Annotated in this window: 15 protein-coding genes; 9 read left to right on the forward strand and 6 right to left on the reverse strand. The window is 71.3% G+C overall.

Going from position 1 to position 13,535, the window contains the following annotated elements; translation table 11 throughout:
- Positions 1 to 89 precede the first annotated feature (89 nt).
- On the reverse strand, positions 90 to 1,565 hold the full coding sequence (locus AB0J04_RS43065; RefSeq protein WP_363174167.1) for a beta-1,6-galactanase: 1,476 nt from the start codon (positions 1,563 to 1,565) through the stop codon (positions 90 to 92).
- Between the two features lie 270 nt (positions 1,566 to 1,835).
- Here AB0J04_RS43065 and AB0J04_RS43070 point away from each other — a divergent pair, with 270 nt between their 5' ends.
- Positions 1,836 to 2,639: a class E sortase gene (locus AB0J04_RS43070; protein ID WP_363174168.1), complete on the forward strand. Its 804-nt coding sequence runs from the start codon at positions 1,836 to 1,838 to the stop codon at positions 2,637 to 2,639.
- Positions 2,640 to 2,670: 31 nt separating this feature from the next.
- On the opposite strand, the gene AB0J04_RS43075 is transcribed toward AB0J04_RS43070, so the two are convergent.
- The 3 genes from AB0J04_RS43075 to AB0J04_RS43085 all read right to left on the reverse strand — a co-directional run bounded on the left by AB0J04_RS43075 (position 2,671) and on the right by AB0J04_RS43085 (position 4,340).
- A complete protein-coding gene (locus AB0J04_RS43075; protein WP_363174169.1) occupies positions 2,671 to 3,099 on the reverse strand; it encodes a hypothetical protein in 429 nt (142 codons plus the stop codon).
- A gap of 106 nt (positions 3,100 to 3,205) precedes the next feature.
- Entirely contained in the window at positions 3,206 to 3,589 is a 384-nt protein-coding gene (locus AB0J04_RS43080) for a GntR family transcriptional regulator (protein ID WP_363174170.1), read from the reverse strand.
- Positions 3,582 to 4,340, reverse strand: coding sequence for a hypothetical protein (locus AB0J04_RS43085; RefSeq protein ID WP_363174171.1), 759 nt, complete (start codon positions 4,338 to 4,340; stop codon positions 3,582 to 3,584). Before AB0J04_RS43085 ends, AB0J04_RS43080 begins: the two co-directional genes overlap by 8 nt.
- A gap of 347 nt (positions 4,341 to 4,687) precedes the next feature.
- On the opposite strand from AB0J04_RS43085, the gene AB0J04_RS43090 reads away from it, so the two are divergent.
- The 3 genes from AB0J04_RS43090 (at position 4,688) to AB0J04_RS43100 (ending at position 6,853) form a co-directional block, all read left to right on the forward strand.
- Entirely contained in the window at positions 4,688 to 4,999 is a 312-nt protein-coding gene (locus tag AB0J04_RS43090; protein WP_363174172.1) for a DUF6412 domain-containing protein, read from the forward strand.
- 157 nt (positions 5,000 to 5,156) lie between these two features.
- Complete coding sequence (locus tag AB0J04_RS43095) at positions 5,157 to 5,858, forward strand: YidC/Oxa1 family membrane protein insertase (protein ID WP_363174173.1); 702 nt, start codon at positions 5,157 to 5,159, stop codon at positions 5,856 to 5,858.
- Positions 5,859 to 5,995: 137 nt separating this feature from the next.
- A complete protein-coding gene (locus AB0J04_RS43100) occupies positions 5,996 to 6,853 on the forward strand; it encodes a fumarylacetoacetate hydrolase family protein (protein WP_363174174.1) in 858 nt (285 codons plus the stop codon).
- A gap of 97 nt (positions 6,854 to 6,950) precedes the next feature.
- Here the strand turns inward: AB0J04_RS43100 and AB0J04_RS43105 are convergent, their stop codons facing one another.
- Positions 6,951 to 7,460: a heme-degrading domain-containing protein gene (locus AB0J04_RS43105; protein WP_363174175.1), complete on the reverse strand. Its 510-nt coding sequence runs from the start codon at positions 7,458 to 7,460 to the stop codon at positions 6,951 to 6,953.
- Positions 7,460 to 8,542, reverse strand: coding sequence for a Gfo/Idh/MocA family oxidoreductase (locus AB0J04_RS43110; RefSeq protein WP_363174176.1), 1,083 nt, complete (start codon positions 8,540 to 8,542; stop codon positions 7,460 to 7,462). The genes AB0J04_RS43105 and AB0J04_RS43110 overlap by 1 nt, the downstream gene beginning before the upstream one ends.
- Before the next feature lie 128 nt (positions 8,543 to 8,670).
- Between AB0J04_RS43110 and AB0J04_RS43115 the strand changes: the two genes are divergently transcribed.
- The 5 genes from AB0J04_RS43115 (at position 8,671) to AB0J04_RS43135 (ending at position 13,448) form a co-directional block, all read left to right on the forward strand.
- Entirely contained in the window at positions 8,671 to 9,858 is a 1,188-nt protein-coding gene (locus AB0J04_RS43115) for an ROK family transcriptional regulator (protein WP_363174181.1), read from the forward strand.
- A 289-nt stretch (positions 9,859 to 10,147) separates the two neighbouring features.
- Positions 10,148 to 11,032 (forward strand): hypothetical protein, encoded by an 885-nt coding sequence (locus AB0J04_RS43120; protein WP_363174177.1) that lies wholly within the window; start codon positions 10,148 to 10,150, stop codon positions 11,030 to 11,032.
- 175 nt (positions 11,033 to 11,207) lie between these two features.
- On the forward strand, positions 11,208 to 11,987 hold the full coding sequence (locus AB0J04_RS43125; RefSeq protein ID WP_363174178.1) for an HAD-IIA family hydrolase: 780 nt from the start codon (positions 11,208 to 11,210) through the stop codon (positions 11,985 to 11,987).
- A 192-nt stretch (positions 11,988 to 12,179) separates the two neighbouring features.
- Entirely contained in the window at positions 12,180 to 12,782 is a 603-nt protein-coding gene (locus AB0J04_RS43130; RefSeq protein ID WP_363174179.1) for a hypothetical protein, read from the forward strand.
- Positions 12,783 to 12,785: 3 nt separating this feature from the next.
- Positions 12,786 to 13,448, forward strand: a complete 663-nt coding sequence (locus AB0J04_RS43135; protein WP_363174180.1) for a class F sortase — start codon at positions 12,786 to 12,788, stop codon at positions 13,446 to 13,448.
- The last annotated feature ends 87 nt before the right edge of the window (positions 13,449 to 13,535 follow it).

Consider the following 13,535-nt stretch of genomic DNA (forward strand, 5'->3'; position numbering starts at 1 on the left):
GTACGTCCAGTACGAGGACTTCCGGCCGGCACACCGAGAGCACGCACCGGACGCCGCTCCTTGACGGGCAAACGTTGCCTGCCGCGGCACTAGATCGTCACTCCGTCCACCTGGAGCGTCTGCACCGCGCCCGCCGCGAACGGCACGCTGATCGTCTTTCCGCTCAGGTAGGTGTCCGAGCGGGCCGTGTAGAGGTCGCCCGTTCCGCTCGTCACCGTGTTCCAGCGGGGGACCAGGCCGGACGAGCCGCCCGTCACCGTCGTGAAGCGGGAGAGGTCGAAGGTCAGGGTCTGGGCGGAGGCGGAAGTGTTCGCGGCCACGATCACCAGGCGCTTCGCCGTCTTGTCGATCGCCGCCGCCGCGTAGCTCACGCCGGTGTCGAGGATCGTCATGCCGGGGCGGATGTGCCGGCTGAACTGGGCCATCACGTAGTACTTCGTCGTGACGGCGCCCGCCGCCAGCGTGCTCGCGTCGTACGCGATCATCGCCCAGTTCGTCGACGGGTCCATGACCTGCCAGTAGACCCAGGCCGTCGGGTGCAGCCAGCGGAAGTCGTAGAGCAGGTTGCTCGCCATCGACAGGCCCGTGCCGTCGTTGTCGCCCGTCTCCGAGTTCCACAGGGCCTTGCCGGCCGTCGTGACCACGTCCGTGTAGAGCAGGTCCCGGCGGCCGCCCGAGCCCTGGTAGCCGTGGACGTTGACCCGGTTCACCAACCCCTTCGTCGTCGACGAGAAGGAGTTCCAGGTGGTGCGGGCGAGGTCGTAGCTCGTCTCGTCCGACGCCGAGATCTTCGTCGCCGTCAGACCGCGCTTGTCCAACTCGCTGCGCATGTACGGCAGTACGGCCGACTGGACGGTGGCGTCCATGTGGCAGCCCTCCTGCGTGCCGGTCGCCGTCCACCAGGACGACGACGGCTCGTTGAAGGGGTCGACCGTCGCGAAGTTCACGCCCCAGTTGTTCTTGGCGTAGAGGGCCACGGCCGCCAGGTGGGAGGCGTGCTGGCGGTAGTTCCAGGACTGGAGGTTGTTGCCGCCGCCCGACGCGCCGGACGGGTTGTGGTTCAGACACATCCACCACATGGGGGAGTTGGCGAACAGCTCGGTCGTCGCGCCGCGCGCCGTCGCCTTCTGGAGCATCGCGCGCTGGGCGGCGTCCGCGGTCCAGTCCCAGGCCGAGGACGTCGGGTCCTCGTTGTTCCAGTCCTGCCAGTAGCCCTCGATCTGCTTGAACCCGGGGATGTTGGCGGAGGCCACCATGCCGGCGCCGCTCACCGAGTTCCAGTTGCACGCGCCCAGGTTGTAGCGGGCGATGTTCAGGCCGAGGCCGGGGAGGGTCTTGCCGTTGTAGGACACCGAGTTGGTGGTGAAGAAGATGTCGGCGAAGTCGTTCCGGGTGCCGAAGACATTCGCCCACCAGGCCAGCGAGGTTCCCCAGCCTTCCCAAGTTCCGTACGTCGTCGACGGGTTGACGGAGATCGTCGCGTCGGCGTGGGCCGTTCCTGTGGCGAGGGCGGTTCCGAACAGTGCACCGCCGGAGGCGGCCAGCAGTGTTCTACGTCGGATCATGGTCACTCCACTCCGAGTCGTGGCCGGTCCCGTTCGGCCGAATCGAAGCATCGGGCGTGGCGCCTGGGGTTGTCGAGAGTTCTGACAGCCCTTTCTCCAACCTGTGGAGAAAGGCGGAGGGATGGACTCCGCACCTGGATCTGTACCCGGCTCTGCGCCTGGTTCTGCGCCCTTTCCGCACCCGGTTCCGCACCGGTTCGAGGGGGCGAACAGCCAGGTCGTCCGGGTGCGGCTCTGGAGACCTCGTTCTCTTGCCCCTATCGTGCCCGCGTGCGGATTCCCCTCGTACAGCACAGCACCCGGCGGCGGCGCGCCCGATACCGGCGGGTGCTCTGGAGCGGTGCCGAACTGCTCGTCACGGCCGGGGTGTTGGTCCTGCTCCTCGTCGTGCATCAGCTGTGGTGGACCAACCGGGAGGCGAAGGACGGCGCGGAGCGGCGGGTGGAGGCGCTGGAGCGGGAGTGGGAGGCAGCCCCCGGCGCCGGCGCCGGCGCCGGCACCGACGGCAACGGCGACACCGACGGCGACGGTGACAGCGAGAAGAACAGCCGGAGCGACAGCGGCGGCGCGAGCGACGGCACCGGTGGTGACATCGACTCCGGTGGCGGCGGCCGGGAGTCGTCCCGGGCCTACGCCGTCCTCCGCATCCCCCGCCTCGACCTCCAGGTCCCCGTCGCCGAGGGGACCAGCAAGCAGAAGGTCCTCAACAAGGGATACGTCGGCCACTACGCCGACACCCAACAGCCGGGCCAGGACGGGAACTTCGCGGTCGCCGGGCACCGCAACACGCACGGCGAGCCCTTCCGGTACCTCAACCGTCTCAGGAAGGGCGACAAGGTGGAGGTCGAGACCAGCAGCGCGACCTACACCTACACCGTGGACAAGATCCTGTCGCAGACCTCACCCCGCGACTCGGGCGTCATCCGGCCCGTACCCCGTTCCCTCACCGAGCCCGGCTACGGCTATGACGCCCCCGGCCGCTATCTCACCCTCACCACCTGCACACCCGAGTACACCTCGCGCTACCGGCTGGTGGTCTGGGGGGAACTGAGCTCGACGAAGCCGAGGTCCTGAGCCCACCGGGCCGGCCGACGAGCCCATGACCTCAGTTCTTCGGAGTGAGCACCACATACGTGACGTTCGTGTCGTCGGCCATGGCGCCTCTGAACAGTTGTTCGTTCAGCAGCGGTGAGGTGGTGAGCACCGAGGCCAACACACCGGCAACCGAGGTGAGGAAACTCAGGACCGCGGGCGCTCCGACGAAGAGCGCGTCTTCGATCTCCTTCATGCCGACCTCGCTGAGGACGTCGCCGATGAAGTCCTCGACCTCGCTCGGCGGGTCGGGCGGACCGTTGTAGATCGACACGTAGTAGCCGTTTGCCTGACGTGCGCTGACGGTGATCCGGGCATCGTCTCGAATCGCCTTGCCCTGCGGCGCCTCCGAGGGAATCGGGATCAAGGTGCCGTCGGGATCGGGCGCGGCTTCGAATCGGGTCGTATCGTCGCTCGCAGGGTTGGGAAGTGTGCCTCCCATGTCGAACCCTCCATTCCGAAGGGGCCCAGGCCAGACCCTGATGAATCCCCGATGCCTCCAGCTTCACCCCGGCCGGGAGATGCCGCAAACCCGCGACCTACGACCGCTACGACCGCTGCTCCAGAGCCTCCCGTACCGCGTTCAGGATGGTCTCCGTGCCGGCGCCCAGGGCGCGTGCCGCCGAGGTGAAGTCGCGGGCCAGGGTGGCGAGTCGCTCGGCGTCGGGGTGCTGCGGTTCGGCGGGGAGGGCCGCGACCCGGGTGCCCGCGCCCCGGCGGGTGCGGATCAGTTCGACGGCCTCCAGCTCGCGGTAGGCGCGGGCCACCGTGCCCGGTGCCAGGCCCAGGTCGGCGGCCAACTGCCGTACGGTCGGCAGCCGTTCGCCCTCCACCAGTCGCCCGGTGACGATCAGCGAGGCCAGCTGGGCGCGGATCTGCTCGTACGGCGGCACCTGGCTGGTGGTGTCGACACGGACAGCGGGTTCACTCATCGTCCACGGCCCGGGGCGCGACGATGGTGAACAGCGACCATCCGAGGGCGAACAGGCTCAGCAGGCCCAGGGGGTAGATCACCAGGGCCGTGACGTTGCCCAGCATCCCGGCGCACTTCGAGTAGAACAGCACTCTGCCGATCATCCCCAGGACGAGCAGCAGTTGGCTGGATACCAGCAGCCCCCAGGCCGCGATGATCGCCCAACTGCGGTCGTGGCGACGCAGGTTGTCGCCGGGGCGGTGGGCGATGCGGCGCAGGGACCAGGCACAGGCGGCGGTGCCGAGGGCGAGGGAGACGAGCACCGGGGTGGCGTAGAAGAGGCCGGGCCAGGGGCCGAGGTGGCGGGTCGGACCGGCCGCGCAGGTGACGGTGAGGGTTCGGCCGGCCCGGCCCTGGCCGTCGGGGTCGGCCACGGCCGCCCCGATCGTCAGCAGCACGACCAGGCAGGCCGTCTGGAAGACGAACAGCGGGGCCATCCGCGGCGGTACGTGGTCCCGGACCCGGCGCGGGGCGAGACCGGCGGTGCGGACCGCTTCCTGCGGGGCCGGCGTGAGGGAGTCGCCGAGCAGGACCCCGCCCACCGCGCACAGACCGAAGGCGGTGACGGCGGAGACGAAGGGCATGGCGAGCTCGTCGCCGCCCATGGTGAGCAGCAGCTGGACGACCACGACGCCCAGCGCCAGCCCGGCCCAGCGGGCGCAGAGGTCGGCACGGGCCAGGAGTCTCTCGGGCGAGACGGTGTCGATCATGTCGGATCCCCCGGTGAGCACTTGTATCTCTTGTATCAAAGGGTGAGTACAAGATGCCGTGGGCGAGATCTTGTGTCAAACGGTTGATACAAGCTCGCTTCGTTCGGTCTGTACGAGCTCGCTCCGTTCGGCTGTACTGGCTCGCTTCGTTCGCGCTCGGGCCAGGAGTGGGCCAGGCCGCCGCCGAACTCGGCCCGTACGGCGAATGTCCCGTCTGCGGAACTGTCGTACCGGTCCCGGACGTCATCATGGTGCCGGTATAACCGAGACAACAGACACAGCAGACACAGCAGACACAGCGGGCACAGCGGACACAGCAGTCACCCACAGGACGGGAGGGCGGGAACATGACCCGGAGTCGGTTCGTGCCGCGCGCCGCCCTGCTCCTGTTCGTCCTCTTCGTGGACGTCCTGCTGCTGGACGCCGGCGGCCTCTCCGCCGCCGTCGCGCTCGCCGCGACCGCCGCCGCCGGTTCCGCGCTCGCCGTCTGCACGCTCGTCGCCGCGCGCAGCGCCCCCGCCGTGCCGCCCACCCGGGTGCGCACGGCCATCAGGGACCGGGCCCGGCGGACGGCCTTCCTGCCGCAACGCGACCCCGACGCCTCGGGCAGACCCCGCCCCAGGGCCCCCGGCCACGCCCTCCCGACGACCGTCGCGTAGGGCACCCCCGGCCGGCGCCACCGGCTCAACTCCGTGACCCCGCGCGGGTCGTCATGCCGCCACGAAATCGACGTCTGGCACGACGAGACCCCCGGAGGGCTCCTCACCCATGTCCGTACCCATGTCCGTACCCATGTCCGTATCGATGTCCGTACCCATGTCCGCTTTCGCCGGTTTGGTCGAGCACCTCGCCGACCTGCTCCAGCCCCTGTTCGGCGCGGCCGCCGCAGCCGCCGCGATCATCCTGTTCACCGCTCTCGTACGGCTCCTCGTCCACCCCCTGTCCCGCGCGGCAGCCCGCGGGCAGAAGGCCCGGACGGCGTTGCAGCCGCGGATCGCCGAACTGCGCAAGAAGCACGCCAGGAACCCCGAGAGGCTCCAGCGGGCGGTGCTGGAACTGCACGCCGAGGAAAAGGTGTCGCCGCTGTCCGGACTGCTGCCCAGCCTCTGCCAGCTGCCCGCCTTCTTCCTCCTCTACCACCTCTTCTCCAGCTCCTCGATCGGCGGCGCGAGCAACGAACTGCTCAGCCACGAGCTCTTCGCCGCACCCCTCGGCGACCGCTGGACGGACGCGCTGACCGGCGGCGGGATGTTCGGCGAGGCCGGGCTGGTCTACCTCGGGCTGTTCGCCGTCGTCGCGGCCGTCGCGTCCTTCAACTTCGTACGGGCGAAGCGGACGCCGCTGCCCCAGCCCGCCGCCGGTCCGGACGTGCCCGGGCTCGGCACGGTCGCCAAGGTGATGCCGTTCCTGTCCTTCTTCACGCTGGTCACCGTGGCCGTCGTACCGCTGGCCGCCGCGCTGTACGTGATCACGAGCACGACGTGGAGCGCGGTCGAACGGGCATTCCTGTATCGGTGACGGCACCGGGTCGGCGGTGGTGACGGTCCAGTACGTGAGCCGGGTATTGCGGAGCGGACGTCCAGCTTGGAGGATCGACCAGTCATCCGATGGCTGCACCCGTCGGACGGCGCTCGCGATCGAGGGAGACAGTCACCATGAAGCTGCTGCGAGTCGGTACGGCGGGAGCGGAGCGCCCCGCGCTGCTCGACCCCGAGGGGATTCTCCGGGATCTCTCCGCGGTCGTCCCGGACGTCGACGGCGCGCTGCTCGCCGACGACGCGGCGCTCGGCCGGGTCCGGGCCGCCGCCGAGTCCGGGGAGCTGCCGGCGCTGGACGCGACCGGGCTGCGGATCGGGCCGCCGCTGGCACGGATCGGCAAGATCGTGTGCATCGGGCTCAACTACCACGACCACGCCCGTGAGACCGGGGCCGAGCCGCCGCCCGAGCCGGTCATCTTCTTCAAGGCGGCGGACACGGTCGTCGGCCCGTACGACACCGTGCTCGTGCCGCGCGGGTCCGCCAAGACGGACTGGGAGGTGGAGCTGGCGGTCGTCATCGGACGTACCGCCCGCTACCTGGAGTCGGCGACGGACGGCCTCGCGCACGTCGCCGGGTACGCCGTCGCGCACGACGTGTCCGAGCGGGAGTTCCAGATCGAGCGGGGCGGGACCTGGGACAAGGGCAAGAACTGCGAGACGTTCAATCCGCTGGGGCCGTGGCTCGTCACGGCGGACGAGGTCGGCGACCCGCAGGGGCTTTCCCTGAGGCTCTGGGTCAACGGGGAGCTGAAGCAGGACGGGACGACGGCCGAGCAGATCTTCCCGGTGGGGGAGGTCGTGCGGTACGTCAGCCAGTTCATGACGCTGTACCCCGGGGACGTCATCAACACCGGGACGCCGGCGGGGGTCGCGCTGGGGGCGCCTGAGCCGAAGCCGTACCTGCGGGCCGGGGATGTCGTCGAGCTGGAGATCGAAGGGCTCGGCCGACAGCGACAGGAGTTCAAGGACGCGTGACGCTCCGCTGTGGCGGGGCCGGGGAACTGCGGTCGTTCGTCGACACCGAGGCCGTCAGCGGCGGGTCGCGCAGTTCCCCGTCCCCCTGAGGGGCGCGTCAGCCCAGGTACTTGTCCAGGAACTGTTCCAGTACCTCGACCACGAAGCGGTGGTCCTCCAGTTGGGGGAGGCCCGAGACCGTCACCGCGCCCACGATGCCCACGCCCTCCACGTTGATGGGGAAGGAGCCGCCGTGGGCCGCGTACGCGTCGGGGTCCAGGCGGGAGGAGTCCTCGAACGTCGTGCCCTTGGCCCGGCAGCGGGCGCCCACCAGGTAGGAGGAGGCGCCGAAGCGTTCCACCACCCGGCGCTTGCGGGCGATCCACGCGTCGTTGTCCGGGGCCGAGCCGGGCAGGGCCGCGTGGAAGAGCTGCTGGCCGGAGCGGTGGATGTCGACGGCGACCGGCGCCTGGCGCTCGCGGGCCAGCTCCACCAGGAGCGAGCCGAGCGCCCACGCGTCGTCGTGCGTGAACTGGCGGAAGACCAGTCGCCGTTCCTGGCCCTGGAGTTCCTCCAGGGTCGGGGTGATCTCCGGGGTGAACTTCGGGGTGATCTCGTGGGTGCCCATTACAGCGTCACCGCCACTTTGTCTCGTGCCGAACGGCGGGCCGCCTCCAGTACGTCGAGGGCGGCGGCCGCCTCGACGGCGGTCACCGGGCCCGGGCCGCCGTCGATCAGTGCCTTGGCCACCGCAGCGTAGTAGGCCGGGTAGTCGCCGGGGAGGGTCCGTACGGGTTCTCCGCCGCCGGTCAGCGGGGACTCGCCGGAACCGAGGCGGCCCCACAGCTCCTCCGGCTCCGTGCCCCAGACGGCGGAGTCGGCGGATCCGGCCGGGCGCGCGCCCTCCCGCAGCGCCGCCTCCTGCGGGTCCAGGCCGTACTTCACGTATCCCGCCTTCGAGCCCAGCACCCGGAAACGCGGGCCGAGTTGGGCGGTCGTCGCGGAGACGTAGAGGTGGGAGCGGACGCCGTTCGCGTGCGTGATCGCGATGAACGTGTCGTCGTCGGTCTCCGCGCCGGGCCGGCGGATGTCCGCCTCGGCGTAGACCGAGACGGCCGGTCCGAAGAGGACCAGTGCCTGGTCGACGACGTGGCTGCCGAGGTCGTAGAGGAGACCTCCGATCTCTGCGGGATCGCCGGACTCCCGCCAGCCGCCCTTCGGCAGCGGCCGCCACCGCTCGAACCGGGACTCGAAGCGTCGGACGTCGCCCAGTTCGCCCTCGTCCAGGAGTCGGCGCAGGGTCAGGAAGTCGTTGTCCCAGCGGCGGTTCTGGAAGACGGAGAGCAGCAGCCCGCGCTCCTCGGCGAGGGCGGCCAGCTCCCGGGCCTCGGCCGCGGTACCGGCCACTGGCTTGTCGACGACGACCGGCAGGCCGGCCTTCAGGGCGGCGGTCGCGAGCGGGACGTGCGTCTTGTTCGGGGACGCGATGACGATCAGGTCCAGCTCGTCGGCCCGGGCGAGCAGTTCGTCGGGGGTGGCGACGACGCGGACGTCCGGGAACTCGGCGCGGGCCTGCTGCTGTCGCTCGGGGTTCGAGGTGACCACGGTGTCGAGGGCGAGGCCCTCGGTCGCGGCGATCAGCGGGGCGTGGAAGACGGAGCCGGCGAGGCCGTAGCCGATCAGGCCCACGCGGAGGGGAGTAGCACTCATGAAACCCACTTTCGCAACGCTGTTGCCAAAGTGCAAGCAGGGGAGAGAATGGGGACGTGAACCTGAGGAACGGAGGCGCCCGCCGGGACGGCCCGCAGGGCGCGCATCGCCCGGACCGCACGACCGGCGTGAACCTGCTGGCGCTGCGCAGCCACAACACCGCGCTGGTGCTGGATCTGCTGCGGTCGGCGGGGCCGGACGGCATCAGCCGTCTCGAACTCGCCGAGCGCACCCGGCTGACCCCGCAGGCCGTCAGTAAGATCACCGCCCGGCTGCGGGACGAGGGGCTGGCGGCGGAGGCGGGTCGCCGTGCCTCGACCGGCGGCAAGCCGCGCACGGTCCTGCGGCTGGTCCCCGAGGCCGGGCACGCGGTCGGCGTCCACCTCGACCGGGACGAGCTGCGGGTGATCCTGGCCGATCTCGACGGGCGGGTGGTGGGGGAGAGGTGCGTCCCGCTGTTCCTGGGCGCGGGCGCGGAGGCCGTGCTGGGGGCGGTGGTGCGGGAGGTGGGCGAGGTCGTCGAGGACGCCTCGATCCGGTCGACCGGCGTCGCCGGGGCCGTCGCGTCGTCCCTCCTCGGCGTCGGCGTGGCCCTGCCGGGCCCGCTCGACCATGCCCACGGGGTGCTGCACCGGGTCACCGGCTTCCCCGAGTGGGACGGGTTCCCGCTGCGGGACGTGCTGGCGGCGCGGCTCGGCATGCCGGTGGTCGTCGACAAGGACACCAACGCGGCCGCGCTCGGCCTCGCGGTCGGCGGTGAGCGGGGCGTCGCCGAGCACGGTGGCGGTGGCGGCGGTGGTGGCGGTGGCGGTGGTGGCGGCGGTGAGGAACGCGTCGGCCGCGAGCACGGCTCCTTCGCCTATCTCCACCTCGGGACGGGCCTCGGCGCGGGCCTGGTGATCGGCGGGACCCTGCACCGGGGCGCGCGCACCGGCGCGGGGGAGTTCGGACACCAGGTCATCCAGCTGGACGGGCCGCCCTGCCCCTGCGGCAACCGCGGCTGCATCGAGGCGCTGTGCCTGGCGGCCATCGCCCGGGGGGACGTGGCCGAGGCGGCACGCGTGCTCGGCGAGGGCGCCGCGAACCTGGCCGGACTGCTCGACACCGACGCCGTGCTGCTGGGCGGCCGCACGATCGCGGCGGCGCCGGAGCGGTTCGTCCGCGGAGTCGCCGCCGTCCTCGACGCCCGCGCCCGCCGCGAGGGGTCGTCGCAGGCCGCCGTACCGGTCCGCCTCGCCCCCGGCGGCCCACGCGGCGTAGCGGAGGGCGCGGCCCAACTCCTCCTGTCCCCACTGTTCGGCCCAGCCAACGGCTGACGCCTGCCTGGCCCGGGCTGACGCCTGTCTGGCGGGGGCTGACGCCTGTCTGGCGGGGGCGGACGCCTGTCTGGCGGGGGCGGACGCCTGTCTGGCGGGGGCGGACGCCTGTCTGGCCGGGGCGGACGCCTGTCTGGCGGGGGCGGACGCCTGTCTGGCCGGGGTGAGGCAGGTCGTCCGCACACGCCGACCTCGCGTTGCTCCTCCCAGAGGTACGACTGAATGAGGGGATTCGTACGGTCGTGCGGTGTGCCGGGTCCGGTTGTCTCGGTTTCTCGTGCAGGCTCACGTGTTCATGCGACTGTGCCCGCCTGTCTCCCTCTGTCTTGCCGCGGCCGCCGCCCTCCTTCCCGCGACCGCGACCGCGACCGCCACCGCGTACGCGGAAGCCGGTCCGAGCTGCTCGGGCCCCGAAGCCGGTGGCTTCCCCCTCACCACCCGCCTCCACGGGGGCCCGGACTCCTACCGGGCCGGGGGCGGATACGGCATCTGGTATCTCGACCTCACCAACACCACCCGCCGTACCTGCACCGAGATCCACCCGGTCGTCGTCCTAGTCGACGCCGAACGCGCCCTGAAGCCGACCCAGCCCCGACTCGAGTTCTACGCCGACGGACAACCGCACGCGGTCCGCTTCGAGCCCACGGACGACGACGAACTGGTCGGAGCGTTCACCGACGAGGGCGCCGAAGACCCGGCCGGTGACCTCGCGCCGTTCCTCGGCTTCACCGTCGGCCCCGGTCGGACCCTCACCGTCAAGTTGCGCCTGGCCCTCACCTCCGACACCGCACCCAACGCCGTCACCGCCAACGCGGCCGTCGTCCAGCGGCACGGTGACGACGGCGACTGGATCGGGCAGTCGAACGACTACCGCTTCGCCGTCGAGACCGACCGCGACCCCAAGGCCGAACCCGACCCGGAGCCCGAACCGGAACCCGTCCCCGACCCGGCCTCCTCCTCCTCCTCCTCCGACTCCGACTCCGCCACGGACGGGACCCCCACCCCACCCTCCACCCCCGGCCCCTCCGCCACGGACACCGGACGGCTCTCCCTCGCCGAGGAGGCCGAGGAACTCGCCATGTCCGGCCTCTCCTCACCCGCCGCCCTCGTCGCCGGCACCGTCTGTCTTCTCGCCGCGGGCGCGGCCCTCTTCCTGGCCCGCCGACGCCGTTGAGCCGGGGGCCGAGCCCGCCCGAGTCCGGCCCGAGCCCCGCCCGCGTCCCAGCCCGTGGACGGTCCGAAACCGGCCGTTCCCACAAGATCCGGCCTGTGATTAGGGTGGGGCGCACGCAGCGACCGCGTACACGCGTCACAACCGCGTACTCGCGTACGGCAGGGAGATTCCGCACATGGCAGACCGCAAGCCCATCGAGTCGTGGCTCACCGACATGGACGGTGTGCTCATCCACGAGGGCGTGCCGATCCCCGGCGCCGACGCCTTCCTGAAGAAGCTGCGCGAGTCCGGCAAGCCGTTCCTGGTCCTGACCAACAACTCGATCTACACCCCGCGCGACCTCCAGGCCCGCCTCCAGCGCATGGGCCTGGACGTGCCGGTCGAGAACATCTGGACCTCCGCGCTCGCCACCGCCAAGTTCCTGGACGACCAGCGGCCCGGCGGTACGGCGTACGTCATCGGCGAGGCGGGTCTGACCACCGCGCTGCACGACATCGGCTACATCCTCACCGACCACGAGCCGGACTACGTCGTCCTCGGCGAGACCCGCACCTACTCCTTCGAGGCGATGACCAAGGCCGTCCGGCTCATCAACGACGGCGCCCGTTTCATCTGCACCAACCCGGACGAGACCGGCCCCTCCACCGAGGGCCCGCTGCCGGCCACCGGAGCGGTCGCCGCGCTGATCACCAAGGCGACCGGCAAGAACCCGTACTTCGCGGGCAAGCCCAACCCGCTGATGATGCGCACCGGGCTGAACGCCATCGGCGCCCACTCGGAGACCAGCGCGATGATCGGCGACCGCATGGACACCGACGTGCTGGCGGGCATCGAGGCCGGGATGCAGACCTACCTGGTGCTCACCGGGCTGACCCGGCCCGAGCAGGTCGAGAACTTCCCGTACCGTCCGTCGAAGATCGTGGACTCGATCGCGGACCTCGTCGACCGGATCTGAAACCCGGCGCGACCGGATCTGAAACCGGGAACGGACGGATCTGAAACCGGGAACGGACGGATCTGAAACCGGGAACGGACGGATCTGAAACCCGTCGCGGAGTGAAACAGACCCGTACGGAGTAGCGAGACCCCGCCTGAGGGTGCGCATCGGGCCGGGGCGGGGGAGTCTCCAGATAGCTGGAGGTTCACGATGAGTTCACTGAAAGTCACTCTCTGTGCGGGCGTCGCGGTCGCCGCCGCGGTGCTCATCCCCACGGCCTACGCCTCGGGCGAAGGCGGCGCGGACACAGGCGGCAGCGTCTCGGTGACGCCGGCCACGCCCGCACCCGGCTCCCAGGTCACGCTGAAGGTCAGCGGCTGCGGCGGCAGGACGGCCACCGCGGTCTCCGCCGTCTTCGTCGCCGACGCGCAGCTCGTCGGCTCGGGCGGCACGCTCTCCGGCGACACCCAGGTCCGCTCCTCGATCGTGGCAGGCACCTACGACGTGCGGATCACCTGCGTCGACGTCAAGGTGCGGGGCCGGATCAAGGTCGTCGAGTCGACGTCTCCCGGACTGCCGCAGTCGGACGACCCGACCGCGCCCGCCGCTTCCCCCGCCACCGCGACTGCCGCCACCCCCGTCGCCCCGGTCCACGCCGGAGGCGGCGGCACCGCCCCGCTCGCCGCCGCCGAGCAGGCACGGGTGGACGGCCACGGGCCCGGAACCGCGCAGGCGGTCATCGGCCTGGTGCTCGCGGGTGTCGCCGCCGCCGTCGTGTTCCGCGGCGTGCGCCGGAGACGCAGGGCGGACTGAGCCGTGTCCGACCGTGAACGCGAACACTCTTCCGGTCGCTTCCTCACCGGTCTGGCCTGGGCGACGCTGCTGCTCGGGCTGTGGCTGTGGGGGCGCGAGGTGACCGACGTACGGCACGGCACATCCGCCCCGGCCACTGGCGACATCGCCGCGGTGGGCCGTCCGCCGGACGTCGAACTCCCGCCCGCCGTCCAGCCGTTGGGGCAGGCGCTGCCACGACGCATCGACATACCCGAACTGGGCGTGCAGGCTCCGGTCGTCGCCCGCGGCCTGGACGCCGAGGGGGGCATCGACCCGCCGCCCTTCGACCAGGCGGGCGTGGTCGGCTGGTACGCCGACGGCGCGGAACCCGGTGCCAAGGGCACCGCCCTGCTGGTCGGGCACGTCGACACCGAGACCCGGCCCGCCGTCTTCTACAAGCTCAGCACGCTCGAGGCCGGCGAGACGGTACGGGTGGTGCGGGACGACGGCAAGGTCGCGGAATTCACCGTGGACGACGTCACGGTCGTCCAGCGCGACCGCTTCGACGCCCGACAGGCCTACGGAACCCGCCGGCCGGGCCGCGCCGAACTGCGCCTCATCACCTGCGGCGGCGCCTTCGACCGGGCCGGCCACAGCTACACGGCCAACGTGATCGTCTCGGCCTACCTGACCGGCACTAGGTGACTGGTGTTAATCGTTGGGGCTCGCGTTGGGGCTTCGGCCTGTGTCAGGCTCAGGGCCGTTGGTCGCTGGGTGTGGGGAGAGGTTGAG

The sequence above is a fragment of the Streptomyces sp. NPDC050263 genome, from assembly GCF_040655955.1.
Classification (GTDB): Bacteria; Actinomycetota; Actinomycetes; order Streptomycetales; family Streptomycetaceae; genus Streptomyces.